22 protein-coding genes are annotated in these 24,959 nt (G+C 56.3%); 12 read left to right on the forward strand and 10 right to left on the reverse strand.

All coding sequences use genetic code 11. The features are described from left to right. Window positions 1–252: 252 nt before the first annotated feature. Window positions 253–1,578 (forward strand): MFS transporter, encoded by a 1,326-nt coding sequence (locus TAM4_RS05315; RefSeq protein ID WP_014122220.1) that lies wholly within the window; start codon window positions 253–255, stop codon window positions 1,576–1,578. A 2-nt stretch (window positions 1,579–1,580) separates the two neighbouring features. After that, window positions 1,581–2,447: an alpha/beta hydrolase gene (locus tag TAM4_RS05320; RefSeq protein WP_014122221.1), complete on the forward strand. Its 867-nt coding sequence runs from the start codon at window positions 1,581–1,583 to the stop codon at window positions 2,445–2,447. A gap of 2 nt (window positions 2,448–2,449) precedes the next feature. On the opposite strand, the gene TAM4_RS05325 is transcribed toward TAM4_RS05320, so the two are convergent. The 7 genes from TAM4_RS05325 to TAM4_RS05355 all read right to left on the reverse strand — a co-directional run bounded on the left by TAM4_RS05325 (window position 2,450) and on the right by TAM4_RS05355 (window position 9,716). Beyond that, on the reverse strand, window positions 2,450–3,679 hold the full coding sequence (locus TAM4_RS05325; protein ID WP_014122222.1) for an ABC transporter permease: 1,230 nt from the start codon (window positions 3,677–3,679) through the stop codon (window positions 2,450–2,452). Then, a complete protein-coding gene (locus tag TAM4_RS05330) occupies window positions 3,676–4,566 on the reverse strand; it encodes an ABC transporter ATP-binding protein (RefSeq protein WP_014122223.1) in 891 nt (296 codons plus the stop codon). The genes TAM4_RS05325 and TAM4_RS05330 overlap by 4 nt, the downstream gene beginning before the upstream one ends. Before the next feature lie 251 nt (window positions 4,567–4,817). Further along, window positions 4,818–6,326: an aminomethyl-transferring glycine dehydrogenase subunit GcvPB gene (gcvPB, locus tag TAM4_RS05335; RefSeq protein WP_014122224.1), complete on the reverse strand. Its 1,509-nt coding sequence runs from the start codon at window positions 6,324–6,326 to the stop codon at window positions 4,818–4,820. Between the two features lies 1 nt (window position 6,327). Then, on the reverse strand, window positions 6,328–6,816 hold the full coding sequence (locus tag TAM4_RS05340; RefSeq protein WP_083820414.1) for a type II toxin-antitoxin system VapC family toxin: 489 nt from the start codon (window positions 6,814–6,816) through the stop codon (window positions 6,328–6,330). Then, entirely contained in the window at window positions 6,782–6,988 is a 207-nt protein-coding gene (locus tag TAM4_RS05345) for an antitoxin family protein (RefSeq protein ID WP_014122226.1), read from the reverse strand. Before TAM4_RS05345 ends, TAM4_RS05340 begins: the two co-directional genes overlap by 35 nt. Then, window positions 6,985–8,337 (reverse strand): aminomethyl-transferring glycine dehydrogenase subunit GcvPA, encoded by a 1,353-nt coding sequence (gene gcvPA / locus TAM4_RS05350; RefSeq protein ID WP_014122227.1) that lies wholly within the window; start codon window positions 8,335–8,337, stop codon window positions 6,985–6,987. Before gcvPA ends, TAM4_RS05345 begins: the two co-directional genes overlap by 4 nt. A gap of 83 nt (window positions 8,338–8,420) precedes the next feature. Further along, complete coding sequence (locus tag TAM4_RS05355) at window positions 8,421–9,716, reverse strand: phospholipase C (protein WP_014122228.1); 1,296 nt, start codon at window positions 9,714–9,716, stop codon at window positions 8,421–8,423. A gap of 114 nt (window positions 9,717–9,830) precedes the next feature. On the opposite strand from TAM4_RS05355, the gene TAM4_RS05360 reads away from it, so the two are divergent. The 3 genes from TAM4_RS05360 to TAM4_RS05370 are packed head-to-tail and all read left to right on the forward strand — an operon-like array spanning window position 9,831 to window position 13,132. Further along, the gene (locus TAM4_RS05360; protein WP_014122229.1) at window positions 9,831–10,511 is read left to right on the forward strand and encodes an HAD family hydrolase; all 681 of its coding nucleotides are present in this window, start codon (window positions 9,831–9,833) and stop codon (window positions 10,509–10,511) included. A 3-nt stretch (window positions 10,512–10,514) separates the two neighbouring features. Beyond that, window positions 10,515–12,134 carry an iron ABC transporter permease gene (locus tag TAM4_RS05365; protein ID WP_014122230.1) on the forward strand — a complete coding sequence of 540 codons (1,620 nt, stop codon included), beginning with the start codon at window positions 10,515–10,517 and terminating at the stop codon, window positions 12,132–12,134. Beyond that, complete coding sequence (locus TAM4_RS05370) at window positions 12,128–13,132, forward strand: ABC transporter ATP-binding protein (RefSeq protein ID WP_048150046.1); 1,005 nt, start codon at window positions 12,128–12,130, stop codon at window positions 13,130–13,132. Before TAM4_RS05365 ends, TAM4_RS05370 begins: the two co-directional genes overlap by 7 nt. On the opposite strand, the gene TAM4_RS05375 is transcribed toward TAM4_RS05370, so the two are convergent. Next, window positions 13,116–14,186, reverse strand: a complete 1,071-nt coding sequence (locus TAM4_RS05375) for a thiamine ABC transporter substrate binding subunit (RefSeq protein ID WP_014122232.1) — start codon at window positions 14,184–14,186, stop codon at window positions 13,116–13,118. The genes TAM4_RS05370 and TAM4_RS05375 overlap by 17 nt on opposite strands. 272 nt (window positions 14,187–14,458) lie before the next feature. On the opposite strand from TAM4_RS05375, the gene TAM4_RS05380 reads away from it, so the two are divergent. Together TAM4_RS05380 and TAM4_RS05385 are read left to right on the forward strand one after the other, a co-directional pair. Continuing rightward, the gene (locus TAM4_RS05380; RefSeq protein WP_014122233.1) at window positions 14,459–16,147 is read left to right on the forward strand and encodes a sodium-dependent transporter SNF family; all 1,689 of its coding nucleotides are present in this window, start codon (window positions 14,459–14,461) and stop codon (window positions 16,145–16,147) included. A gap of 154 nt (window positions 16,148–16,301) precedes the next feature. Next, window positions 16,302–17,036, forward strand: coding sequence for a hypothetical protein (locus TAM4_RS05385; protein ID WP_014122235.1), 735 nt, complete (start codon window positions 16,302–16,304; stop codon window positions 17,034–17,036). Here the strand turns inward: TAM4_RS05385 and TAM4_RS05390 are convergent. Beyond that, window positions 17,033–19,123 (reverse strand): 1,4-alpha-glucan branching protein, encoded by a 2,091-nt coding sequence (locus tag TAM4_RS05390; RefSeq protein WP_014122236.1) that lies wholly within the window; start codon window positions 19,121–19,123, stop codon window positions 17,033–17,035. The two genes, TAM4_RS05385 and TAM4_RS05390, sit on opposite strands and share 4 nt — an antisense overlap. A 127-nt stretch (window positions 19,124–19,250) precedes the next feature. Between TAM4_RS05390 and TAM4_RS05395 the strand changes: the two genes are divergently transcribed. Together TAM4_RS05395 and rqcH are read left to right on the forward strand one after the other, a co-directional pair. Next, window positions 19,251–19,511, forward strand: coding sequence for a hypothetical protein (locus tag TAM4_RS05395; RefSeq protein WP_014122237.1), 261 nt, complete (start codon window positions 19,251–19,253; stop codon window positions 19,509–19,511). Window positions 19,512–19,550: 39 nt separating this feature from the next. Then, complete coding sequence (gene rqcH / locus TAM4_RS05400) at window positions 19,551–21,503, forward strand: ribosome rescue protein RqcH (protein ID WP_014122238.1); 1,953 nt, start codon at window positions 19,551–19,553, stop codon at window positions 21,501–21,503. On the opposite strand, the gene TAM4_RS05405 is transcribed toward rqcH, so the two are convergent. Beyond that, window positions 21,504–21,929 carry a hypothetical protein gene (locus TAM4_RS05405; protein WP_014122239.1) on the reverse strand — a complete coding sequence of 142 codons (426 nt, stop codon included), beginning with the start codon at window positions 21,927–21,929 and terminating at the stop codon, window positions 21,504–21,506. Window positions 21,930–22,104: 175 nt separating this feature from the next. Here TAM4_RS05405 and TAM4_RS05410 point away from each other — a divergent pair, with 175 nt between their 5' ends. The 3 genes from TAM4_RS05410 to TAM4_RS05420 all read left to right on the forward strand — a co-directional run bounded on the left by TAM4_RS05410 (window position 22,105) and on the right by TAM4_RS05420 (window position 24,915). Beyond that, the gene (locus TAM4_RS05410) at window positions 22,105–23,712 is read left to right on the forward strand and encodes a Na+/H+ antiporter NhaC family protein (RefSeq protein ID WP_014122240.1); all 1,608 of its coding nucleotides are present in this window, start codon (window positions 22,105–22,107) and stop codon (window positions 23,710–23,712) included. Window positions 23,713–23,779: 67 nt separating this feature from the next. Beyond that, on the forward strand, window positions 23,780–24,694 hold the full coding sequence (locus TAM4_RS05415) for a pantoate kinase (RefSeq protein WP_014122241.1): 915 nt from the start codon (window positions 23,780–23,782) through the stop codon (window positions 24,692–24,694). Then, window positions 24,691–24,915 carry a hypothetical protein gene (locus TAM4_RS05420; protein ID WP_014122242.1) on the forward strand — a complete coding sequence of 75 codons (225 nt, stop codon included), beginning with the start codon at window positions 24,691–24,693 and terminating at the stop codon, window positions 24,913–24,915. Before TAM4_RS05415 ends, TAM4_RS05420 begins: the two co-directional genes overlap by 4 nt. Window positions 24,916–24,959 lie beyond the last annotated feature (44 nt).

A 24,959-nucleotide genomic window follows, 5' to 3' on the forward strand; every position in this document is an offset into this window, starting at 1 on the left:
CTGCGTTTTTGAGCGCTGGTAGGGTACTAAATATCCGGAGTCTTTCCCGGATTCGGAGTTCGAGAAGTCCACAATGTGAAAATCCCCTCATTGTCCGAAAATGTCTCCTTTACTGCCGCCCATACATGAACTCAAAATCCTTAAAAGCCCCTTCGAGCAAACCTTTTACAACTATTTAGGCTGGTATGAAGGAGTTCAAGCCATGTACATGGATCTGGAATCCTGACATCCTGTGGTGTAGAGGTGGTTGAAATGAGGAGGGAATTCAGCTGGGGAACGGTTCTCGGTCTGGCGCTCTTAGGTTTCAGCATGAGCACGGGGTGGGCCCTTAACAAGGGGCTGTCCTTCAAACTGCTCCAGAATGGCTACACAAACTCGGCCTTCGTTATCGGTGCGGTCCTCTCGCTCCAGGGCCTCATGGGAATATTCGTTCCTATCCTGATGGGATATTACAGCGATATAAGCCGCTTTGGAAAGGGCAGGAGGACGCCGTTCATACTCGCGGGCGGTATATTCGCCGGTCTGTTCGCACTTGGCATCTATTTCAGCTACGTATCAAAGGTTCCACTGCTCGCCTTTGCGGCGATGCTCGCTCTGTTCTACTTTGCCATGTACTTCTACGTGGCTCAATACAGGTCTCTAATGCCGGACGTCATACCAAGCGGCGAGCGCGGAAAGGCGAGCGGTGTTATAACGCTCTTCGAGTGGGCCGGCAACCTCTTCCTCTTCGGTAGCCTTGCCTTCCTGATAATCAAGGCCACGAAGATCACGGGCATCGACAACGAGATCAACGCCCTCATCGCAGCGGGCTACATGTGGATCCCCTTCGCCGTCGTCGCGGGCTTTCTAATGATCTCCGCCCTCATAGTCTACGCCAAGGTCAAGGAACCGGCATTCCCCGAGGAGATTCCCGAGGAGGGGCTTTTTGACTACCTTCGTTCAATCGTCGCCGACAGGGACTTCCTCAAGTTCTACTCGGCCCAAATACTGTGGTGGATGAGCTTTGAGTTCGTCGCCGTGTTCCTCTTCGGGATCCTCGAATCCGTTCTGGGAACGCAGAACGTTACAGCCCTCGGAAACGCCATAATGGCCCTCTTCAACGTCACCGTCCTCGTCGGTGCACTGGTGGGAGGAGTTCTCTACGACAAAGTTGGGCGGAGGAAATCGATCCTCCTCGGTGGGATTATATTCCTCCTGCCGTTCCTTGCTGGATGGTTCGTTTATACCAAGATCCAGATAACGGCCCTCATCGGCGTCGCCGGAATCGGCTGGGGAATGCTCATGGCAACATCATGGCCTGTCATCGGCGACCTGCTCACCAAGTACGAGCGTGAGGCCTTCAACGGGCGCTACTACGGCTTCTTTGAGGCCACCAAGTCCTTCCCGATTCTCATCGCGGGCATCGTGGGAGGAGCGATAGTCCAGCTCGCCGGCGGTAACTACAAGGTGCTCTTCCCAGTAGGCGCGATCTTCGTTCTCATAGCCCTTCCCCTGATCTGGGGAATGAAGAACCTCGACGAGACCTCAAAGGCCAAGCCCGGAATTGAAGGACTGGAAGAGGCTGAGCTGGAGGTATGAGTATGGTGTGGCCGATCGTTTTGATTTTTGTCCTCATACTTTTCCTGGCCTTCTCGGCCTTCGTTGGCTACAAGATGGTCAAGCCGCCCCGCTTCGTCGGCGATTGGACGCCAAAGGATCTCGGCTACGACTACGAGGAGGTAACGATAGAAACCAGGGACGGACTAAAGCTGAGCGGCTGGTGGATCCCCAACGGCGAGAAAACGGTAATCCCCCTACACGGCTACACGAGGAGCAGGTGGGACGACGTCTACATGAAGCAGACCACAGAGTTCCTCCTAAAGGAAGGCTACAGCGTCCTGACCTTCGACTTTCGGGCTCACGGAAAGAGCGAAGGAAAGTACACGACGGTTGGAGAGAAAGAGCTGATCGACGTTCTCTCTGCAATAGACTGGCTGAAGAGCAACCATCCTGAGAAAGCGGAAAAAATCGGCCTCGTCGGGTTCTCGATGGGCGCGGTGGTCACGATAATGGCCCTAGCCGAGGACGAGAGGGTAACCTGCGGCGTGGCCGACTCGCCGCCGGTGTACATGGACAGAACCGGGGCCAGGGGGCTCAAATACTTCGCCAACCTTCCGGAGTGGCTCTACACCTTCGTCAAGCCCTTCACAAAGCTCTTCAGCGGTGCGAAGGAGCTGGACGTCCTCCAGTACGCAGACAGGGTGAAGAAGCCCCTCCTGCTGATAGCGGGAGAAAAGGACCCCCTCGTCAAGCCGGAGGAGGTAAAGGAGTTCTACGAGAGGAACAGGCAGATAAACCCGAACGTCGAGCTCTGGATCAGCGATGCGCCGCACGTCAGGACCCTGAAGTTCCACCCGGAGGAGTGGAAGGAAAGGGTCGGAAGGTTCCTCGAAAAGTGGCTGAAGTAGCTTCACTCCATTCTTTTTATCCCCCTGTTGTAGAGGAGCACCGCTATCAAGAGCGTTCCAAAGGCCCCGACTGAAAGCCAGAGCAGATCGGGCGCGATCTCCTCTGCGGGGCGGTGGTAGAGCTCCAGAAGGCGGAGGTCCTTCAGGGCCCTTCCGAGAGGGAGGTAGTTCGCTATTGGTCTCGCCCAGCCGGGGAGTATGCTCTCCGGGATGACTATTCCGGCGAGGAAGAGGAGGGGCATTGAGATCAGGTTGACGAGGGCGTTCGTCGCCTTTATGCTCCCAGTTGCCATCGCTATCGCCAGTCCAAGGCCCATGGAGAAGACCGCCGCGAGGAAGATGAGCGCCCAGCCGATGAGGCCCGGAAAGACTGTCTCCCCAAAGACCAGCCTCGCGTAGGCTATGCCTATCAGTATGCTGATGGTTATGACTACGAAAGTTGAGAGCATCTTTCCGGCCAGGAAGTCCCACGCGGTTGCGGGTGAGGCCGCTATGCGCCTCAGAGTCCCGTGCTCGATCTCCTCAAGTGTTCCCGAGCCGATCATTATCATCGTTGCAAAGAGGAACTGTATGCCTATGAAGCTCGTGACGTAGAACTGGATCGGAGACGGCGACTCTCCTGCAACCTGACTCTCCCTGAGGTCGAGGGGGTTCGTCAGGCCGAGGAGGTACTTCTTCAGGTCTTCAAAGGTGAGGTTGCCCATTTCCTCGGTCAGAACGTACTTCTCCATGTAGCTGAGGGTGATGTTGAGCCTCCTCTCAGCAACCCGCCGTTCAAACTCCGAGAGGAAGCCCTTCACCGTCCCGCTGACTATCTGGTAGTTCTGCGGATCGCTCCGGTCGAAGTAGGCGTAGACCCTCGCCGGAAAGCCCCTGGAAAGGTTCTCCCCGAAACCCTCCGGAAACACAAGGAGGGCGTCGATCCTTCTCTGCTCCAGGGCCTTCAGTGCACTTTCCTCATCCCCGTACTCTCGTATCTTAAAGATGTGAACTCCGTCGATTGTGACGTTCCTCATTATCTCCACCACATCCCCGGCCGTGAAGGGCGCGCTCTCGTTGTGGTACACGACGCCGAGGTCGACCTTCACCGGCGGGTTGTGGCCACCCCATATGCCCCCGAGCAGGGTTATCCACATGAGGGGAAAGACGAACACCCAGAACAGGGCCATCTTCTCCCGCCTTATCTCCCGGAGATCCTTCAGGATTATTCCCTTAACCGCCCTGGCCTTCATTCCAGACCCCTCCCGGTGAGCTTCAGAAAGACGTCCTCAAGCGTCGGCTCCTCGACCCTTATCGTCCTTATCTCGCTGCCCGCCCCGACGAGGAGCTCGACGAGCCTCGGAAGGGCTGTCTTAGCGTTCCGCACCGACACCCGGAGGGCGTTTTCGCGCTCGACCACCCGCTGGAATTCCCTCCTCACGAGCTCGGTCCCCCTCAGGAGGCCCTCCACGTGGATGACGCTCTCCTCCCCGGCGAGGGCCTTCAGCTCCTCGGGCGTTCCGACCGCTATGACCCTTCCCTCGTTCATTATCGCCACCCTGTCGGCGAGGGCTTCTGCCTCCTCCATGTAGTGGGTCGCTATCAGGACTGTTTTTCCTTCCGACTTGAACCGTTTTATGATTTCCCAGAGCTCCCTCCTCGAAGGAACGTCGAGACCGGTCGAAGGCTCGTCAAGGATGAGAATTTTCGGCTCGTAGAGGAGGGCTATCGCCAGGTTGAGGCGTCTCTTAAAGCCCCCGCTCAGCTCCTTGGCCTTTTTCTTCGCGGGTAGGGAGAATCTGTTCATCAGCTCCATTATCCTCTCGCCCGGGGCATCGTAGAGGTCGGCGTAGAAGCTCAGGTTCTCCTCAACGGTCAGGAGGTCGTAGGCTATGCTCTCCTGGGGCACGTAGCCGATCAGCCGGGCCGTTTCCTTTGAGAGGGGCCTTCCAAACACCCTTATCTCGCCGGAATCGTAGCCGAGTCCCTCGGCGAGGATCCTTATGAGGGTCGTTTTTCCGGCGCCGTTGGGCCCGAGAAGCGCGAGTATCTCCCCCTCATCAACCTCAAGGTCAACGCCTTTAAGGGCAAGGAACCCACCGTAGCTCTTCCTCAGCCCCCGGATTTCGATGGCCTTCATGGGCATCCCCTACAAATAGAAACGGCATGGGGGATATAAAGGGGCCGGAAACTCTGGAATTCAGAACGGCCTCGGCTAACCCTCTTCTCATCACCGTCAGCGTGGCTAACGCTCGTCATCGGCCGGGAAGATTAGCACCAAGACCTTAAAAAGGGAACGCGAGGAAGGGGTTGGGGGATGACGAGCGTTTACCGGTCGGATCGCTACCGGATGAAGAGACTGGCACTGGCCGACCCCAAAAAAGGAAAGAGTCAGTAGTCGACTTCTCCCCTTTCCTTGAGCTCCCTGTACATGCGCCAGCTGATTATCGGCCTCTTCGCGGCAAGAACGTCGTCAACGCGCCTCACGGCGGTGTTGTGCGGGGCGCTCTTGACGACCTCGGGATTGGTGTAGGCCTCCTCGCTTATCCTCTTCAGCGCCTCGACGTAGGCGTCGAGCTCCTCTTTACTGACCGTCTCGGTCGGCTCAATCATCAGGGCCTCGTGCACAATCAGCGGGAAGTAAACCGTCGGCGCGTGCATTCCGAAGTCGAGCAGTCTCTTCGCCACATCCATCGCGGTAACTCCGGTTTCCTTCTTCATAGGTTCAGCGGAGAAGACGGTTTCGTGCTTCCTAAGCTTCTTGCCGGGCAACTCGTAGCCCCTTGTCCCCAAAAGCTTCCTCGTCAGGTAGTTGGCGTTGAGAACGGCTATCTCGCTCACGTTCTTCAGCCCTTCTCTTCCCATGACCTTGAGGTAAACGAGGGCCCTCACCATGACCGCGAAGTTGCCGTAGAGCTCCTTCACCTTTCCGATGCTCTTGGGCACGTCGTAGTCGAGGTAGTAGCGGTCGTTCTCCTCGTCATAATTCACCAGCGGAACGGGCAGATAGTCCTTGAGGAAGTCCTTAACTCCGACCGGTCCGCTTCCCGGTCCGCCTCCACCGTGGGGCGTCGAGAACGTCTTGTGCAGGTTGAGATGGACAACGTCGAAGCCCATGTCGCCGGGCCTGACCTTTCCGAGGACGGCGTTTAAGTTGGCACCATCGTAGTAGAGAAGCCCGCCGGCCTTGTGGACTATCTTGGCTATCTCGAGTATCTCGTCCTCGAAGATGCCGAGGGTGTTGGGGTTGGTGAGCATCAATCCAGCCGTCCTCTCGCCGACCGCGTTCTCAAGGGCCTCCAGGTCCATTGTCCCCTCTTCCGTCGAGGGAATCTCAATGACCTTGAAGCCGGCCATCGCCGCGCTGGCCGGGTTCGTTCCATGGGCGGAATCGGCAACAAGCATCTCGTCCCTCTGGGGTTCGCCGTTGTCTAAGTGATAGGCACGGATTATGGAAACGCCGGTAAACTCGCCGTTTGCTCCGGCAGCGGGCTGTAAAGTAAAGCGGTCCATACCGGTTATCTCCTTGAGCCACTGCTCCAGCTCCCACATTATCCTGAGCGCGCCCTGGACGGTTCTCTCGTCCTGATACGGGTGGACGTAGGCGACCCCGGGGTGACCGGCTATCTCCTCGTTTATCTTGGGGTTGTACTTCATGGTGCACGAGCCGAGCGGGTAGATACCGGAATCAACGCCGTAGTTCATCTCGCTTAAGCGGGTGTAATGCTTCACTATCTCCGGCTCGCTCAGCTCCGGAAGGTTGAGAGTGCTCTTCCTTTTTAGCTTCTCGGGAATTTCGACATCAACGTCCTCAATCGGCTTCGGCAACGTATAGCCGACCCTTCCCTCTCTCGAAAGCTCGAAGATGAGGGGTTCGTCCCACTTAGCCTGGCGGAACATGTCAATCAGCCTCCTCCGGCTTTATAACCTCAACAAGGCCAACGTCAAAATCTCCGTTTAGGGTTACGATTTTCCTAATCCCAAACTTCAGAGCGGTGGCCAAAATCAAAGCGTCGTTGGGCAGGAGCCTCTTCTCCTCAATCAGCTCGTTCGCGAGTTCGACGGTTTCCTCATCAACCTCGAGGATTTTGAGCCCCTGGGCGAGGCCCATCTCGATGAAGTTGGCATAGAAAGCCCTGTAGTATTCCAGCAGGCCTTCGTCTCGTCTGAGTTCCCGCTTCACGTCGTAGGAGGAGTATCTGCCCTTCTTCTCGATGTATTTTGCAACAATCAGGTGATAGGCCACTTCCGCGAAGATTATCGGGTTTATGGCAAGCTGATACTCGCTCTTTAGTCGGGAGAGAGCGTCTTTAACCCTCTCGTTCCCCCGGAGGAGCTCGATGATTACGTTGCTGTCAACGAGCACTCGCTCTCTCAAGGAGGTAGTCATGGTAGGCCTCCTCCAGCACCTCTAACGGGACTTTGCTCTTCACCTTTCCAAAGCTGGCCTCTATGAAGTCCTCCTCGATGATGACTCTGACTCTCTGCCCCTCGCGGAGCTTAACCGGCTTGATGGGCCGCAAGGTCCCCTTCTCATACACCGCCTCAACGACCTCGCTCACCGCCCAGTCACCTCCTTGAGGGCCTCGATTAGGGCATCTACCCATTCCTTTCTCGTTGTCTCGGTCGCCGAGAAGAGCGCTGTCTCGCCCAGCTCAGGAAAGTGCTCCCTGATGTAGTAGCCGCCGTGTATTCCCCTCGCCAGAAGGGCCTCGTGTATCTCGCCGTAGGGCTTTTCGAAGCGAGCCGGCACGTCCTTGAAGTAGAGGCCTTCGAAGGGAACCCCAGCAACCTCGCTCAGCCTTCTCTTCAAGTAGGCGGTGTTCTTGAGTATGACCTCGCCGAGCTCCTTCAGGCCCTTCGGCCCGAGGCTGGCCAGGTGTATGGCGGAAGCAACGGCAACGAGTGCCTCGTTGGAGCAGATGTTCGACGTAGCTTTAGCGCGCCTGATGTGCTGCTCCCTCGTCTGGAGCGTCATGACGAATGCCCTCTTTCCTTCGGCATCTTTCGTCATTCCGATTATCCTGCCCGGCATCTGGCGGATTATTTTCTTGTCGTCCCTGACTGCAAAAACACCGGCCCTCGGTCCGCCGAAGTTCATGGGGTTGCCCAGATAAGATGCCTCGCCGACCGCTATGTCCGCCCCGAGTTCGCCGGGGGCCTCAAAGATTCCGAGCATCGTCGGGTCGGCCCCAACGACGAAGTAGGCTCCTGCTTCCTTGGCTATCTCGCCTATCTCCCTCACGTTCTCTTCAACGAGACCGAAGAAGTTGGCCATCTCGACGTAAACTCCGGCCGCGTTTTCAACTGCCTCCTTGAGCTTCTCGATGTCGAGCCTACCGCTCTCGTCCCAGGGGACCTCGACTATCTCAAGGTTCGCACCGCGCGTGTAGGTCTCGATGACGGCCCTCTTCTCCGGGCTTATCGCCTTCGGAATCACGAAGCGCTTCCTCTTTCCCCTGTGGAGCCTAACCGTCATCAAAGCGGCCTCAGCTATTGCCGTCCCCCAGTCGTACATCGAGGAGTTGACGACAGGCAGGCCGTAGAGCTCGGCCATCATGCTCTGGTACTCAAAGAGAGCCTGGAGCATCCCCTGGCTTATCTCGGGCTGGTAGGGTGTGTAGGCGGTCAGGAACTCGCTCCTCTCGATGAGGTACTTAACGTGAGCCGGGACGTAGTGGAAGTATGTTCCAGCTCCGAGGAAGCTCGGCATATCGAGAACGGTTTTGTTCTTCGAGAGGACCTCGTTGAGCTCGAGAAAGACCTCGTACTCGCTCTTTCCTTCGGGGAGGTTGAACTCCTTAACCATTCCCTCCGGGACGTCCGAGAAGAGCTCTTCGATTGAGCTGAAGCCGATTTCCCTCAACATTTCATCCCTCTGGGCGAGGTTGGGAAGGTAGTGCTTTCCCATGGCAATCACCTCGAAAGGTTAAGACGGTCGTTTAAAAGTAGGGGCGCTTTGAATATATGCTTTGTGCTCAAAAAAAGAAAGAATCAGCCGGTGACGCCGACGTCCTCGAAGAACTTCTCCATGAGCCCAGCGATGGCCCTTATGTCGTACTGCATGGTCTCGTAGACCGCCCACTGAACCTTGGTGTAGGTTCTGCCGTCGAGGGTCCTGAAGGTGCTCGGCGAGTTGGGATCGAAGCTGGTGTGGAGTTCGATGTTCCTAATGGCCCATCCATCGACGTCGTCATCAAGCCAGTCGTCCTTGTCAACGTGGGTGTAGATGTAGACGGTGTCCCCCGGGACGGTAACCTTCGTGTCGACGAGCGGGTTCGGGTCCTGGGCGTACCTGGCTATGAGGTTCCAGTTCCCGTCGTAGATCTCGACGTAGCCGAGGGTCCTGAAGTAGGCGTTCTGCATATCGATGTCCTTGAAGACTATGGTTATCGAGCTCGCCCCCTTGAACTCGAGCTTGAGGACGCTCCAGTCACCTTTCTTGAGTTCCTTGGTCCAGAAGTAGCTCCCCAGGTGGCCGCGCTCGCTCCAGAGGTTGATGTCCTTCCCGGTAGAGTAGAGCATGTAGCGCCAGGCGTTGTGGGCTATCAGATCGGCGTAGGCCCAGGCAACACCGTTGGCAAGGCTCATGTGGCCGTTCTCGTTGTCGGCCACGTAGATGTCCTCACCAACGATGAACCTCTTCTTCTCCTCAGGGATCTGCCACCACTTTATCGGCGTGAGGTCGAGGGGGACGCGGTCGTGGAGTATGTCATCGGCCACCGTCGGCGAAACCTCGTTCTCGACGAAGTCGTGGGCGTTCTCTATGTATTTGAACTGTTCGAGATCCTCGAAGAGGTGGGGAGTGGTGTGGGCAACCAGCATGCTCATGTCCTCAAGGATGTGAACCGCCCTGCCGAGGTATAGCATCGCCTCGTCCCTCTTGCCCTCCTTCCAGAGCTGAACCGCCTTCTCGTAGAGCTTCTGGGCCATATCCGCTCCGGAACTGTCGCGGTCGCCGAAGAGGTCAACGGTCACGAGCTCCGCGTGGTCCATCGGGTCGAGGAAGTGGTACTGGCTCTGGAGCGTGTAGGTCTTTCCGTTGAACTCTATGCTCCCGCCGCGCCAGTCCTCGTCGTACGCGCCGTAGAGGAGCTTATCCTTGTACTGCATGAGGATCTTCCCTAGGGCCGGGTTGTCCCTGTAAACGGCCTGTATCGCCTTGTAGGTCAGCTTCTGGTGGACGTTCATGGGATCGTCGAGGGTCGGGCCGTTCGTGGGCCAGGCAGAGACTATTCCCATCCCACCCAGAACTACTAGTACAAGTAAAGCAACTTTCAACTCCTTCATTTTATCACCTCCGGAAAGGGGGCAGCCGGCATATCCCACGGGGGTTAATAAATCTTCCGCATGGCAAAAGCTTTTAGAAGTCCACGGCAACGGCCTTTTGGTTGGGGGATGGAGATGATAGTTGCCTTTGACTTCGACGGAACGCTCATCGACAGCTACTCGTGCATAGAGGAAGCCTTTAGACGGACACTTGAGAAACGCTACCGCTGGCTTCCGGGGAAGGGGCTTTGGGCGAAGTTGCTGACCAGAATCGAGCACCAGTTCGAGAGGCCGAGCCTCGGCGGTCATAAAAAGACCCACAGGCCGCCTTTCTTCCTGAGGACGAAGTTCTTTGAAACCTGGTTCATCGAGAGGGCGAAGCTAAGCAAGCCACTGGACGACGCCCCGGAGCTTTTGAAAAGGCTCAAGGAGGAAGGCCATACGGTTATTTCCTTCTCGGCCGAGGACTTCATAGACGGCATGAAGGTCAAACGGCTGAAAATGGCCGGCCTCTACGACCTCTTCGACGACGTCATCGTTTTCGGCAGAACCATGACTCTCGACGAGGCTTTTAAGCTCGTCCGCGAAAAGTACGGGAACGAGACCTTCATCTGGGTGGACGACAAGCCTTGGCGCTTCATCGGAAGGGGCGACGAGAACACGGAGTTCGTTTGGTACTACTTCCCGTTTACGGCAAAATTCGTTGAGAAGAACCGCGAGAAGCTCGCCCTAATCCCGCACCTCCACGTCATCAGGGATCTGTGGAGCGTCCTCGACGTAATTGAGAGGGTGAAACAGGACAGGGGGGCGAAGTGAGGAATGCTCTCCCGGCGCTTCTGGCTGGTTGTGCTGCTTCCCGCACTTGCCTTTCTGCTGCTCTTCTTCTACTACCCCATAGCACTGATCCTGAAGGACGGGCTCTCGATATCGGCCATCTCCTCCGTGCTCTCAAACCCCTACTACCGGCACGTCATCGCCTTCACGATACTCCAGGCCATCGGCTCGACGCTCCTGACCCTGCTCATCGGCCTCCCCGGGGCGTACCTCTTCGCCAAGTATGACTTCCCGGGAAAGAGGACGCTGAAGGCCGTTCTGACGGTTCCCTTCGTGATGCCCAGCATAATGGTGGCTTTGGGCTTCATACTCCTCTTCGGCAGGGAGGGCTTCTTCACTTCCCTCCTCGGGAGGAACCCGGGGATACTCTACTCGTGGAAGGCCATTCTCCTGGCCCACGCGTTCTACAACTTCCCCGTCGTGGTTCGGATGGTGTCGTCGCTGTGGGAGAGGATAAACCCCCACTACGAGGAAGCGGCGATGAGCCTCGGCGCGAGGGGTTTCAGGCTCTTTCGAACGGTCACCCTGCCGATGCTCTCTCCAGCCATTATAGCCTCGGCCCTGCTCACCTTCATCTTCTCCTTCCTGAGCTTTTCAATTCCACTCATCCTCGGCGGTTACAGGTACAGCACGATAGAGGTCGCGATATTCACGTCGATAATAACACTCCTCGACTTCAGAACTGGAGCGGCCCTCGCCGTCATCCAGATGACCCTGAGCTTCACCTTCATGTACCTCTACCTCAAGAGCCTCGACAGGTACTCAAAGGCCGAGGAGCAGAGGATCCTCCGCGAGCCGAAGAGGCTGAAACTCAAGGACATGGTGAGCCTCAAAGGCCTCGGAATAGCCCTGTATTCCATCATCGTCTTCGTCTTCATACTCTCCCCACTCCTCGCGGTCGTCTACGATTCCGTCACCTGGAACGGGAAGTTCACCCTTGAGTTCTACCGCCGGCTCTTCGACAGCTCGTACAACCCCATATTCGGCTCGGACAGTTTACACGCGATAGCGTGGACCTTCGCCTTCGGCTTCGCGACGGTTCTGCTGGCGACGCTCATAGCGCTCGCGATAGCGTACTCCTCCCTCCGCTGGGATCTACCGGGAAAGACGCTCGTGGACGTTCTGGCAACGCTACCATTGGGCTCTTCGGCGATAATAATCGGCCTCGGCTACATCAAGGCCTTCCACCGGCCGCCTTTGCTCCTCCTCGGAAGTCCGTACCTAATCGTGGCCGCCCACACGGTTATCGCCTATCCCTTCGCCCTGAGGGCGGTTTCCTCTTCCCTAAGGAAGGTGAAGGCCAGCCTCCGCGAGGCTGCTATGAGCCTTGGAGCAACGGACTTCAAGGCCTTCCTCAAGGTTGAGCTACCTCTGGCCTTCGGCGGTGTTCTCGTCGGGGCGGTTTTTTCCTTTGCGATGAGCATAGCGGAGCTCGGAGCAACTTACATGATCTACCAGCCAGAGTACACCACGATAACCATAGCCATCTACCGCTACCTCGGTTCGAGACAGTTCGGCTCGGCCTCGGCGATGGCGGTTATCCTAATGCTCGTCAGCCTGGCCGGGTTTCTCCTGATAGAGAGAACGGGTGAGGAGGTATGGTGAGGCTTCTCCTGAAGAACGTGAGGCTGTCGAGGGAGGGCTTTGAGCTCCACATTCCAGAGCTCGAGGTGAAGGAAGGCGAGTTCTTCACGCTCCTCGGGCCGAGCGGCTGCGGAAAGACGACCACGCTGAGGATCATAGCGGGCTTTGAAAAGGCCGAAGGAAGGGTTTACTTTGGCGATGAAGACGTAACGGATAAGCCCCCCTACGAGAGGAACATCGGGATAGTCTTTCAGGACTACGCCCTCTTCCCGCACATGACCGTTTTTGACAACGTGGCCTTTGGCTTGAGGATGATGGGTTTTCCTGAGGAAGATGTCAGGAGGGAGGTTAAGGAGGTTCTCTCCCTCGTTGGCCTCGAAGGCTTCGAGAACCGCTATCCAGAGCAGCTCAGCGGCGGCCAGCAGCAGAGGGTGGCTTTAGCGAGGGCCCTCGTCATAAGGCCGAAGTTGCTCCTCCTCGACGAGCCGCTGAGCAACCTCGACGCCAAGATAAGGGAGAGGCTCAGGGGGGTGGTCAAAAGGATCCAGCGCGAGCTCGGCATAACGACGATCTACGTTACCCACGACCAGGAGGAGGCGATGGCGATAAGCGACAGGATAGCGGTGATGCGGAACGGGAGGATAGTCCAGATCGGCGAACCGCTGGAGCTCTATTACAGGCCGAAGGACGAGTTCGTCGCGACTTTCCTCGGCATCGGGAACCTCTTGGAGCTGGAATCAAGGAACGGGCGTGCTTGCATAGGTGAGCTCTGCTTCGAAACGGGGGTTGAGGGGAGGGTCAAGGTCTTCTTCCGGCCGGAGAGCGTTCTCATCACCGAAGGAGAAACCGCTGAGGTAATGGACTACGAGCTCCTGCCCGGGAGGATGAGGCTGTTCCTCAGCGTCTCCGGGGAAAGGATAACGGCGGAGAGGTTCATCAACGAGCTCCCCTTCGATCCGAGAGAAGTTCCAAAAAAAGTTGGGATTAAGATAAAAAACTACGCTATCCTCTCTCCTTGATGATCTCCTCGGGGGACTTGCCCTGGATCATGAGCTCGACCCACTCCCTGACCCAGCGGTCGTGGTTGGCCTTTATCTCCTCGGGGCTGGGGTTGAGGATCTTCTCCGGCTTTACGGCGTACTTGAAAACGTCCGGCAGGGTGGCGTTTTTGCTGGCCGGGAACATCCAGTTGTGGAGGGGTATCTCGTTCTGGAACTGGTTGGTGAGCATGAACTCGATGAACTTCTCGGCCAGCTCCCTGTGCTTGGTTCCCTTAACTATGCCAACGCCCTCGATCTGGACGTAGGCCGTTCCGTTGAGGAGTATGGCGCCTATGTTCGGCTCGGTGCCGTTGCTGTAGTAGGCGCTGTAAGCCGGATCGGTGGCGTAGCTCACGAAGAGAGGAGCTTCACCTTTGTCCCACATCTCCCAGCCGGCGTCCCAGCCCTCGGTTATCTGGTAGATCTGGGGCTTGAGCTTCTCCCAGTAGTAGAGCCAGCCGGGATCGCCGTAAGCTGCTATCGTCCAGAGGAGAAACGCCATACCCGTTGAACTCGTCCTCGGATCCTCAACGATAAGGCTCTTCCTCCACTCGGGCTTGAGGAGATCTTCAAAGGTCCTCGGCGGGTTCTTGACTTCATCCTTCTTGTAGACTATCGCTATCGCCCCGTAGTCGTAGGGAATCAGGTGGTACGTCGGATCGAGGCCCTTAACGAGCTCTTCCGGAACGAGGTCGATGTTCTTCGGCTTGTAGACCTCAAGGACCCCCGCCTTTATGGCCTTAGCCGCGAGGCTGTTGTCTATTCCTATAACCACATCTGCCCTCGGGTGGTCCTTCTCAAGGATCAGCCTGTTGAGGACTTTCCCAGCGTCGCCAAGGGTTACGAGGTTCACCTTGACGTTGTACTCCTTCTCGAACTTCGGTATCGTGACCTTGGCAACGCTCTGAAAGCTGTCGTAGGCGTAAACCGTCAGGGTTTCCTTTGGCTTCTCCTCGTTTTTCGAGCCTATGCATCCGAGGCCGAACACGAGCACGGCCACGAGGATTATTCCAGCCAGCGTTTTGCCCCTCATCACCACCACCTTAAAACATGGTTTTGGGTTTCAATAACCGGTTTAGTGAACGGTTAATAAACTTTGCTGGTCGGATTTGGTTCCAGGGGGTTTTTAATCGGGGTATGTTTTTGAAGATGTTTCGGAATAGTAACGAAATGGCATAATTTGGACGGAATTTGTGGTGAGATGCCGAAACTATTTTAAAGCAGTTCGTCATAGAAGATCAATGTCCCGTCTTGTCCCGGGTTGGTTCGTTATTTACCCGGGTACCCAATAAAGGGGGTGATTGAATGGAACAGAGGGATCAATGGGCAACAAAGATCGGTTTGATTTTGGCCATGGCTGGAAACGCGGTTGGCCTTGGTAACTTCGTCAGGTTCCCAACCCAGGTCGCCCAGAACGGTGGCGGCGCCTTCATGGTGCCGTATTTCATAGCACTGTTCTTCCTCGGTATCCCAGTGATGTGGATTGAGTGGGTGGCAGGTCGCTACGGTGGCAAATATGGCCACGGTACCCTCGGTCCAACATACTACCTCATGGCAAGGGAGAGCGTCAAGCCGAGAAGCGCCCTCTGGTGGGGTGTCATCAGCGGTATGCTGGCCTTTTCGCTGACCATACTCCTCAACAGCTACTACCTGCACCTCATAGGCTGGTCGGCGGCATATTCATGGTTCAGCATAACCGGGGCGTACTTCGGCAAGAACACCGGTGATTTCTTCGTCCAGTACCTCAGCAATCACACGGAGGTGTTCCTGTTCTGGGGCATCACCGTTATACTGCTGGCGATAGCGGTCGGTCAGGGTGTCAGCAAGGGTATCGAGAGATGGGTCAAGGTAATGATGCCGTTGCTCTACATATTCGCAATCATAATGGTCGGCTACGTCTTTGTACTCGGCTCCCCGGTTGACCCCAACTGGAGCACCATAGACGGCTTCAAGTTCATCTGGAGCCCGAACTGGGCTTACCTCAAGGAGCACTTCGCGGCGGTCATGCTCGCGGCAACGGGACAGATATTCTTCACCCTCTCGCTAGGTATGGGTATCATCCAGAACTACGCCAGCTACCTCGGCCCCAAGGATGACGTTGCTCTCTCAGGTATAGCAACTGTTTCACTCAACGAGTTCGCAGAGGTTGTCCTCGGCGGTTCAATAGCCATACCGCTCGCAACGGCTTACTTCACCAAGATAGTCTCCCCAGACCTCGTCGCCAAGGCCTTTAAAGACGCCCCGAGCTTCCTCATACAGATGGGAGTTCCCCAGAACATAGCAACCTCGGGAGACAAGAGCGCAATTGCAAACTACCTCAGCCAGCACTGGGGAGAGATCATGCAGTACCTCACCCAGCACAAGGACATCGGCCTGAAGGCCATTGGAAACACCTTCGGACTCGGCTTCTCGTACACGAGCCTACCGAACGCGTTCGTCAGCATGGGCGATGCAGGAAGGATCTTCGGTGCACTGTGGTTCCTCCTGCTCTGGTTCGCGGGCTTCACCTCTGCAATAGCCATGTACAACTACGTCGTGGCTCTCCTCGAAGAGGACCTCGGCATAAAGAGGAACGTCGGAACATGGATCACCTTCATAATATACCTCATCGCAGGACTGCCGGTCATCTACATCAGCGGCTACATGGACCAGGTTGACGCATGGGTGAGCTTCCAGCTGACCCTGCTGGCGCTCTTCGACATCATCGTCGCGGTGTACCTCTTCAAGCCCGACAACTTCTGGAAGGAGCTCCACGAGGGGGCATGGATGAAGGTCCCAGAGTGGTACAAGCCAATAATCCTCTACATCGCGCCGCTGCTCCTCATGATACCGCTCCTCGGAATGGTCAAGAGCCTCATAGGAACGACCCTTGAGTGGCCTGCCAGGATTGCAATAATCCTCATGTGGATCCTCGGATTCGTCGAGAGCTACTACTCCATCAAGAAGAAGTACGGCGAGGAGCTCGAGAAGAACGAGGTAATCATAAAGGTCTGAGGTGGTGACGATGGGAAGCTGGGTAATCTACATGCTCTTTGCCTGGTTTGTTATTTTTGCCCTCATGTACTGGAGCATCGGAAGGCTCCTCCAGGCCGAGAAGGCACAAGGGTCTTAAGGCCCTTCCTTCTTTTCAACTTTTGGAGGTGCTAACGTGAAGAGCAAGGACATTCTGCTCGACACAGCGGAGGTTCTCGAATCCACCCTCGATAGAATAGACAAGCTCACGATCCTCACTGAGAAGGAAAAGGCCAGGGTAAAGGAGAAGATAAAGGAAGCCGCGGAGAACTTCAGGAGAATAGCGGAGGAAGTCGAGAAGGACAACGAGGAGCTGGCCGAGTTCTTCTACAAGAAGGCCAAGGAGTTCAAGCTCATGAGCACGGACAAAGCCATAGAGAAGGAAGGCAAGAAGAAGTATCTGAAGCTCGCCGATAGAATACTCCTCTACTCACGCTCGGCAGAGTACGACTTCAAACCGGAAAGGCTGGCGGAGCTCAAGAAGGTCTACCGGAGGTATCTGTTCGGAATGACGGCTTTCTTCGTGCTCACGGGCTTTTACCTCAACCAGTTTTTGGCCATAACCGCCCTAATCCTCGCGATTCCAATAATCCTCTCGATGCTCTCCCTTCAGAGGAGGGGTTACCTCGGACTTCTACTGGCGTATTCGGCAATACCTATCCCAGTAATCGTGGGCGTAATGGCCCTGAGGTACAGCATATACAACCTTATAACCCCCGAAAAAATACAGGAGATAGCGGCCAAATTTGGAAAGAGCCCCAGCTTCGTCCAAGGATACCTTATATTCCTGACAATCCTTGCAGCGGTGGAGCTCTACCTCATCGGGAGTGCAATCGTCGGCCTCTACAAACACCGCCACGCGTTCCTCTAGAGCTGCTCCACGAACCTTCTCAACCTTTTTATTGAAATCCTGCTCTTCTTCGCGAGCTCCTCAAGGTCCGCACGGAGGAGATCATCCGGCGTCTTTATCCCAGCCCTGTTAAGCCTAGCAAGGGTTTTTGGTCCTATGCCCTTAACGTCTATGAGGCGCTTCAAGCGCGGGCGTTTCTCCTCGGCCTTAGGCTTTCCGGACTTTTCAACCCTCTCGACCCTTTTGGTGAGCCTCGTGTCGAGCCTCTTCGCGAGGGGAACCTTCGGCTTTCTCCTCTTCACGAAGGCGAGCGAACTCGCGTAAAATCTCTCCACCCGTTCTTTGACATCTGGAGTTTCAACGGCTTTTCCTCGGGTGCTGTTCCCGCTCTCTGTCCCTTCAGCACGTTCCTCTGCGGAAACTTCGTTCTCATCTGGAGTCCCTGAGGTAGATTCCTCCTCAGGCGGAACCTCCAGCGGTTCGACGAACTCTTCAAGCTCAGGTGGATTGTCGCTGACGTAGTGGGCAACTATCACCGGCCTGAAGGGGTTGTCGCGCTCCTCAAGCTCCTCGAGGAGTGAAACGTCCATCTCGCCGGTCCTGAAGTACCTGACGACCTCGTTGGCGAGCCTGTGGAAGTCCCTGCTGTGGAGCAGAACGCGCCTCCCGGCGTAGGCCTTCGCCTGGCCCGTCGTTATGAGGAACTGCCAGTCGCTCGCCTCAAGGATTAGAAGCTCCCTCGCGAGCTGTTCCATCGCCCTGTCTCCGAGCTTATCCTTACCGTAAAAGCGGCTCGCCAGCGCGACCATACGCTCCTCCGCACGGTAGATTTCCTCCCACGTCCACTCCGTTTCCGGATTCCACCACGTCGAGTGATCCGCGTTGGCACCCCACGAGCCTTCGGGAAGTTCAACCTCAAGCCTCTCCTCGGAGTAGTTCGAGAGGAAGGCCGAAAGCGTCGTCGTTTTGATTCCCCTCTCGGCAAGAAGCTCAAGAACCCTGCCAAGCCACTTAACTCCCTCGTACCACCAGTGGCCAAAGAGCTCGGTGTCGTAGGGGGCAACGATTATCCCCTTCTCACCTGTCTCCTTCTCGAACCTCGCGAGCAGGTCCTCGACGAGGGAAACGAAGTGTCTCGCGTGCTCTTCAACCCGCTCAAGGGCCTTCTCGGGGTCGTAGAAGTCCTTCTCGCCCAGATCAACGTCCTTACCGGTTACGCGCCAGTACTGGTTGCCGCTCCGCTCGGCCTTCCTGTGGAACTCCCGGTAATAGAAGTCGCCGGGGTAGCCGTAGTGGGCGCTCCAGACCTGATGGCCCGTCTCGCGGTTCCTCGCGAAGACCGCAACGTTTGACCCCTTGACCCAGTAGGGCCTGAGCGTCGCGAGAGAACCAGTAGGAACCGGGGCGCCATAGGAGTCGCCCACCGGTCCGTTATCAACGAGGTTGCTCTCGACGAAGAAGTATTCGATTCCAAACTCCTCGAGGAACTTCTCTATACCCTTCCTCTCGACGGTTCTTCCTCCGGGGAGAGGCCATTCTCCACCCGGCCTGTAGGCGCACTCGGAAACCCACATTCCCCTTGGCCTCTTCCCGAAGTGCTTCTCGTAGGTCGCCACTCCGTTGGCTATCTGGGAGCGTATCGACTCCTCCCTCCAGAGGAGGGGCAGGTAGGCGTGTGTCGCGGGAGAGGTTATGATTTCAAGGTAGCCCTCTCCCTGAAGTTCCCGGAACTTACCAATTATATCGCCGTTTATGGCCTTCCAGTAGGAGTAAACGCGCTCGAAGTGGCGGAGGACTTCTTTAACGGGCTTCTCGGGGTACTTGCCAGATTCGAGGTCCTCCCTGGTTCTCTCGATTTTTCTGAGGAGGTACTTCTCGAACTCGGCCTTGATGTAGTCGTCGGCCAGCTGTTCCATCAGGACGGGCGTTATGTTCACGACGAGCTGGAAGCGAACGCCCGAGTCCCTCAACCGCTCGAACTCCATGAGCAAGGGGAGATAGCTCTCGCTCATCGCCTCGTAGAGCCACTCCTCGCCGAAGGGCCACTTGCCGTGCTTCCTGACGTAGGGGATGTGAGTGTGAAGGACGAAGGTCAGATAGCCTTTCATCTGTATCACCGGGAGTGTTATCGAGCCCGGAGTATTTAACCTTATCCGGAACAGGTCTGTCATTATGGACAGTTATGTGCATGGAAAACGTTTTATCCCCCAATCCCAAAGAAAACTCGGTGGTGCTATGAGACTTGACGAGCTTACGGGCACGGAGGGCGGCTTCATTGCGGGGGCCCTGGCTGTGGTTCTTCTTGGAGCAATAATCTCAGTTCTCTCAATGCCCATCAGAGACATCATGAAGCTCGCCTACTTGATCTACGACATCGGAATCGTCGGCCTCTCCTTCGGGCTTCTGAACGAGGCCTTTGAAGGGGAAAGAAGCGACGCGATTAGAGCAGCTTTTGCAATCGCGGGAACGATCCTTCTGCTCGCCCTCAGGCTTTAACCTTTTAACTCCACACCTCTACTCTTTTCGGGTGAGAGAATGAAGGAAGAGATGAGCAGCGTTGATATTCGCTACGTTGTTCGAGAACTTCAGTGGCTCGTCGGCTCTCGCGTGGACAAGGTCTACCACGACGGCGACGAGATAAGAATAAAGCTCCGCACGAAGGAGGGGAGAGCTGATTTAATCCTCCAGGCTGGAAAGAGGTTTCATTTAACGAGCTACGTCAAGGAGGCGCCGAAACAGCCTTCGAGCTTCACGATGCTCCTCAGAAAGCACCTGAGCGGGGGCTTTATAGACGCGATAGAGCAACACCAGTTCGACAGGATTGTCAAGATTCGTGTTGGTGACTACACGCTCATCGGCGAGCTCTTCAGGAGGGGCAACATCGTTCTGGTTGATTCCGAAAACAGGATTGTTGCCGCTTTAAGGTACGAGGAGTACAAGGACAGGGCGATAAAGCCCAAGGCAGAATACAAGTTCCCACCCGCAAGAGAGAACCCGCTTGAGATCAGCTTCGAGCGCTTCCTTGAGCTTATGCGAGAGAACGAGGAGCTTGAGCTCGTCAGAGCTCTGGCGAGGAAGCTCAACATGGGCGGGATGTACGCGGAGGAGATTTCAATAAGGGCCGGCTTCGAGAAAACCACCCCTGTGAAGGAGCTGAGCGATGAGGACCTGCGAAAGGTCTACGAGGCAATGATGGGAACCTTCAACGACGAACCGAGGCCGAACATCGTCTACAAGGACGGCAGCATGCACGACGTCGTCCCAATCGAGCTGAAAATATATGAGGGGCTTGAGAAGCACTATTTTAAAACGTTCAGCGAGGCCCTCGACGAATATTTTGGAAAGCTCACAATCGAGAAGGCCAAAATCGAGAGGACGAGGAAGCTCGAAAACAAGAAGAGGCAGTTGCTGGCAACGCTGAGGAAGCAGGAGGAGATGCTGAAGGGCTTCGAAAAGGCAATGAACGAGAACCAGGAGATAGGGGATTTAATCTACGCGAACTACGCCCTCATAGAGAGGCTTTTGGAGGAGTTCAGGAAGGCAACGGAAAAACTCGGCTGGGAGGAGTTCAAAAAGAGAATAGAGGCGGGCAAAAAAGAGGGCAACAGAGTTGCGCTGATGGTAAAATCCATCGACCCGAAGGAGAAGGCCGTAACGATTGAGCTGGAAGGGAAGAAGGTTAAGCTTTACCTCAACAAAAGCATAGGCGAGAACGCCGAGCTCTACTACGAGAAGGCCAAGAAGTTCAGGCACAAGTACGAGGGTGCCTTGAAGGCCTACGAAGATACCAAGAGGAAGCTCGACGAAGTCGAGAAGCTCATCGAGGAGGAGATGAGGAAGGAACTCAACGTCAAGAGAATCGAGAGGAGAAAGAAGAAGTGGTTCGAGAAGTTCCGCTGGTTCGTTTCAAGTGAGGGCTTTCTTGTCCTGGCTGGAAAGGACGCGAGCACCAACGAGGTTCTCATAAAGAAGCACATGACCGAGAACGACCTCTACTGTCATGCAGATGTTTACGGCGCTCCCCACGTCGTCATCAAGGACGGGCAGAAGGCCGGAGAGAGGACAATCTTTGAGGCCTGCCAGTTCGCAGTTTCGATGAGTCGCGCTTGGAGTCAGGGGCTGTATGGAGCGGACGCCTACTGGGCGTATCCCAATCAGGTGACGAAGCAAGCGCCGAGCGGTGAGTACCTCGGCAAGGGCGCCTTCATGGTTTACGGAAAGAGGAACTGGCTCCGCGGGCTTCCGCTCAAGCTGGCGGTGGGAGTCATAAACTACGATGGGGAAGACTACGTCGTCTGCGCGCCCGTTGACGCGATTAAGGCCCACACGAACAGGTACATCGTCATAAGACCCGGCAGGCTCAAGAAGGGCGAGCTCGTCAAGAAGATTCGTGGAATCCTCGAGAAGTGGGGCTACAAGGTGCGCGAGGAGGATTTGAACGCGATTCTTCCGCCGGGAGGGGGAGAAATAGTGGAGGTGGTGGGATAACTACCTCTTCCCTCCACCACCCCCAATGGCACCGATCAGAAAGCCGATCCAGGCCAGATAGTAGCCGGTGTAGAGGATATCAAAGAGCCTGTCCCTGAAGACCATGTACCAGGCGGCGGTGAAGAGGCCCATGCCGATCAGCCCAAGGACGTGGCCGCCTTTGCCCCCGGTCAGGCCCAGCAAGGCTCCGAGGGTTATGAAGAGCATCCCGAGGAAGTACATCCCGAGGAAGCTGATCGTTTTTCCCGATTCGTCGTGCTCCGCGAGGTACTGAAACGTCTTGAGGAAGTCGTCGAGGTTTGAATACGTAGCCTCTGCCATCTTGTAGAAGGACACTGACTCGTGTCCCAGCATGGTGCTGTGGAACCAGGGCATGAAAATAGCGAAGAGGACTATTAGTGCTCCTGCAAACCCCACTATGCGCATTTTTACCACCGAAACGATACAGGATGAGCAATTTTAAAAAACTTTGCCCGGCGTAACCGGCGGATTTTTGCCGAAGGATTTTCTAAAATTTGTCAATTTATCGAAGAAATTTGCAAAAGGCTTATATAACCACCCAAATTTTTTGGGATCACAACTCAACCAGGAGGTGAATTAAATGGCTGAATTCGGTGTCCTTTCACTCCTTCCACCGCTGGTGGCCATCATACTGGCCATATGGACAAAAAGGGTCGTGCTGGCCCTGTTCGCTGGGGTATGGGTTGGAGGCTGGATGGTGTCTGGATGGAATCCCATTACCGGAACCACCCAGACCCTGGACTGGATCGTTGCGAGCGCAACCGACGACTGGAACGCCAAAATCCTGCTCTTTGACTTCTTGATCGGTGCGGGTGTTGGGCTGGTCTACAAATCTGGAGGCGCCTTCGCCGTTGGGCAGGCCCTGGCCGGGAGGGTTCGCTCAAGCAGGGGAGCCTCGGTGATGGGCTGGTTACTAGGGGTCCTCATATTCTTTGACGACTACGCCAACACGATAATAGTCGGCAACACGATGAGGCCCATAACCGACAGGACGCGCGTTTCCAGGGAGATGCTGGCGTATATCGACGACTCCACCGCGGCGCCCGTGGCGGGACTGGCGCTGGTCTCAACGTGGATAGGCTACGAGGTCGGTCTCATAGGGGACGCCTTCAAGGAGCTCCACGCCGATCTAACGTCCGTCGGCGGGGCCTACGGGGCCTGGCTCCACAGCGTGCCATTCAGGTTCTACTCGATCTTCGCGATAATCCTAGTATTCCTCGTGGCCTACTTCCACAGGCACTACGGGCCGATGCTCCAGGCTGAAATGAGGGCCCGGACAACGGGGAAGGTGCTCCGCGATGGGGCCAAACCGCTCATGACGACCGAGATAGACCTTGGAATACCCAAGGAAAACGGGAGCGTGCACTTTTTCATCTGGCCGATCCTAGCGCTCGTCTTCGTGACCCTGCTGGGGATGTGGTACAGCGGTGGGGGCTACACCGCCTACGCAGAGGGCGGCATAAAGTCAGTCCTCGGAAACGCGGACTCAGCCCTGGCACTCCTCTGGGGCAGCTTCGCCATGGTAGTGGTGGCCTTTGCCCTGGTCGTCGGAACGAGGCAGATGAGCGTTGAAGAGGCCGAGGAAGCTATCATAAGGGGAATGAAGCAGATGGTGATAGCCAACACGATACTCCTGCTGGCGTGGAGCATAAAAAGCGCTACCGGGGCCGTTGGGACCGCCCAGTACGTTGTGAACATGGCGAACAGTGCCGGCATAAGCGGAAACTGGGTCCCTCTGATAGTGTTCGTCATCGCGATGTTCATCTCCTTCACCACGGGAACGAGCTGGGGAACCTTCAGCATAATGATGCCGATAGCGATTCCCCTAGCCTACGGGGTCAGCGGAGAACTCGGACCCGCGGTCTTTGCGAGCATCGGAGCGGTCTTCGCGGGCGGAATCTTCGGCGACCACTGCTCCCCGATAAGCGATACAACGATAATGAGCTCGATGTTCAGTGGGTCCGACCACATAGACCACGTCAGGACGCAGGTTCCCTACGCGGTCACGGCCTCGGCCGTGGGGATAGTGCTCTATATCCTCTTCGGCCTCGGGCTGACGAGCGTTGCAGTCCTGCTTCCAATAGGCCTAGTGCTCTTAATCGGAGCTTGGTATGTGCTCAGCGAGTGGTACGGCGGGAAGTACGGCGTTCCCCACGGAAAGGTGCCGGTGTACGTTGTCGAGGAGTGACGCCGCTTTCCTTTCCCTTTTCTAAACCCTTTTAAAAGCCCCCTCCAACTCCTCCCGGGGTGAGGCAATGCTGGTTAGGTCCTTCGTTCCAGCCCACATAACGGCCTTCTTCGTGCCGGTCTTTCACGATGATCCGCTCAAAGCCGGCTCCCTCGGGGCGGGAATAAACCTCGACAAGGGAACCAACGTCTTCGCGAGCATCGAAACCGGAACGCTGGAGAGGCACATCCATATAGCCTTCAACGGTGAGCCCGTAAAGAGGGAAGATGCAATAATCAGCTACTCAGTCGCGGGGAAACTCGTTCCAGAGGATTTCCTCGGCGAGGTCGAGATATGGCAGTACTTCGACTTCCCCAACGGTCACGGCTTCGGCAACAGCGCTGGGGGCGCTCTCGGCACGGCCCTCGCTTTGAGCTACGCCTTCGGGGGGACGTGGCTTAAAGCGGCTCAAACGGCTCACGAGGCAGAGGTGGTTCACAAAGGAGGTCTCGGCGATGTCATAGCCCAGCTCGCGGGGGGGATAGAAGTTCGGATCAAAGCGGGCGCCCCGGGGATCGGCGTCGTTGACAACCTCTTCTTCGAGGACTACCGCGTTCTGGTCGTTCCGCTCGGGAAGCTCTCCACGAGGGAGGTACTCGACGGCGACGTCGTGAAGGCCATAGAAGTCGAAGGGAGGAAGGCTCTGGAGGAGCTCCTGAAGGAGCCAGCTCCGAAGAGACTCATGGTTCTGGCGAGGGCCTTCGCCGAGAGGACAGGCCTGCTCACCGGCGAGCTCCTTGAGCTGGCGAAGGAACTCGACAGGGTTTTAAAGCTTCCGAGCTCGATGATAATGCTCGGAAAGGGCCTCTTCGCGCTTGTCCGGGAGAAAGAAATCGAGAACGCTAAGGTCCTTCTGGCTGACCTCGGGGTTCCCTACGATATCGCCGAAATCCACGAGGGGAAGCCCAAGGTCGAGAGATGGTTTGAGGGGGGATCGGGATGAAGGTTGCCCTATTCCTGATTGCCATAGCCTTCATAATAGCCGCCACCTATGCAAACCTCAAGAAGGAGCACAAACTCGGGGTTATCCTGTCGGGAATCGCAGGGGGCTTGGCCGTGTGGTTGCTCTTCTACGGCAAGCTGAATCCAGTTGTGACGTTCGCGATAGGCTTCGTCCTCACGGCGGCCTTTGAGTGGGCGAGGTTCTTCCAGGGGAAGCGCTGAGTTTTTATCCCCTTCACCGTATTTTAGCCGGTGGTGAGAGTGGG

The sequence above is a fragment of the Thermococcus sp. AM4 genome (assembly GCF_000151205.2).
In the GTDB taxonomy this organism is placed as follows: Archaea; Methanobacteriota_B; Thermococci; order Thermococcales; family Thermococcaceae; genus Thermococcus.

Excerpts from the sequence above, each read along its gene's own strand:
- TAM4_RS05410 (WP_014122240.1), top strand. The coding sequence starts at position 22,105 with ATGGCTGAATTCGGTGTCCTTTCACTCCTTCCACCGCTGGTGGCCATC.
- TAM4_RS05330 (WP_014122223.1), bottom strand. The coding sequence starts at position 4,566 with ATGAAGGCCATCGAAATCCGGGGGCTGAGGAAGAGCTACGGTGGGTTC.
- TAM4_RS05325 (WP_014122222.1), bottom strand. The coding sequence starts at position 3,679 with ATGAAGGCCAGGGCGGTTAAGGGAATAATCCTGAAGGATCTCCGGGAG.
- TAM4_RS05340 (WP_083820414.1), bottom strand. The coding sequence starts at position 6,816 with ATGACTACCTCCTTGAGAGAGCGAGTGCTCGTTGACAGCAACGTAATC.
- TAM4_RS05320 (WP_014122221.1), top strand. The coding sequence starts at position 1,581 with ATGGTGTGGCCGATCGTTTTGATTTTTGTCCTCATACTTTTCCTGGCC.
- TAM4_RS05375 (WP_014122232.1), bottom strand. The coding sequence starts at position 14,186 with ATGAGGGGCAAAACGCTGGCTGGAATAATCCTCGTGGCCGTGCTCGTG.
- gcvPA (WP_014122227.1), bottom strand. The coding sequence starts at position 8,337 with ATGGGAAAGCACTACCTTCCCAACCTCGCCCAGAGGGATGAAATGTTG.
- rqcH (WP_014122238.1), top strand. The coding sequence starts at position 19,551 with ATGAAGGAAGAGATGAGCAGCGTTGATATTCGCTACGTTGTTCGAGAA.
- TAM4_RS05420 (WP_014122242.1), top strand. The coding sequence starts at position 24,691 with ATGAAGGTTGCCCTATTCCTGATTGCCATAGCCTTCATAATAGCCGCC.
- TAM4_RS05355 (WP_014122228.1), bottom strand. The coding sequence starts at position 9,716 with ATGAAGGAGTTGAAAGTTGCTTTACTTGTACTAGTAGTTCTGGGTGGG.
- TAM4_RS05405 (WP_014122239.1), bottom strand. The coding sequence starts at position 21,929 with ATGCGCATAGTGGGGTTTGCAGGAGCACTAATAGTCCTCTTCGCTATT.
- TAM4_RS05395 (WP_014122237.1), top strand. The coding sequence starts at position 19,251 with ATGAGACTTGACGAGCTTACGGGCACGGAGGGCGGCTTCATTGCGGGG.
- TAM4_RS05415 (WP_014122241.1), top strand. The coding sequence starts at position 23,780 with ATGCTGGTTAGGTCCTTCGTTCCAGCCCACATAACGGCCTTCTTCGTG.
- TAM4_RS05360 (WP_014122229.1), top strand. The coding sequence starts at position 9,831 with ATGATAGTTGCCTTTGACTTCGACGGAACGCTCATCGACAGCTACTCG.
- TAM4_RS05370 (WP_048150046.1), top strand. The coding sequence starts at position 12,128 with ATGGTGAGGCTTCTCCTGAAGAACGTGAGGCTGTCGAGGGAGGGCTTT.
- gcvPB (WP_014122224.1), bottom strand. The coding sequence starts at position 6,326 with ATGTTCCGCCAGGCTAAGTGGGACGAACCCCTCATCTTCGAGCTTTCG.
- TAM4_RS05380 (WP_014122233.1), top strand. The coding sequence starts at position 14,459 with ATGGAACAGAGGGATCAATGGGCAACAAAGATCGGTTTGATTTTGGCC.
- TAM4_RS05390 (WP_014122236.1), bottom strand. The coding sequence starts at position 19,123 with ATGAAAGGCTATCTGACCTTCGTCCTTCACACTCACATCCCCTACGTC.
- TAM4_RS05315 (WP_014122220.1), top strand. The coding sequence starts at position 253 with ATGAGGAGGGAATTCAGCTGGGGAACGGTTCTCGGTCTGGCGCTCTTA.
- TAM4_RS05365 (WP_014122230.1), top strand. The coding sequence starts at position 10,515 with ATGCTCTCCCGGCGCTTCTGGCTGGTTGTGCTGCTTCCCGCACTTGCC.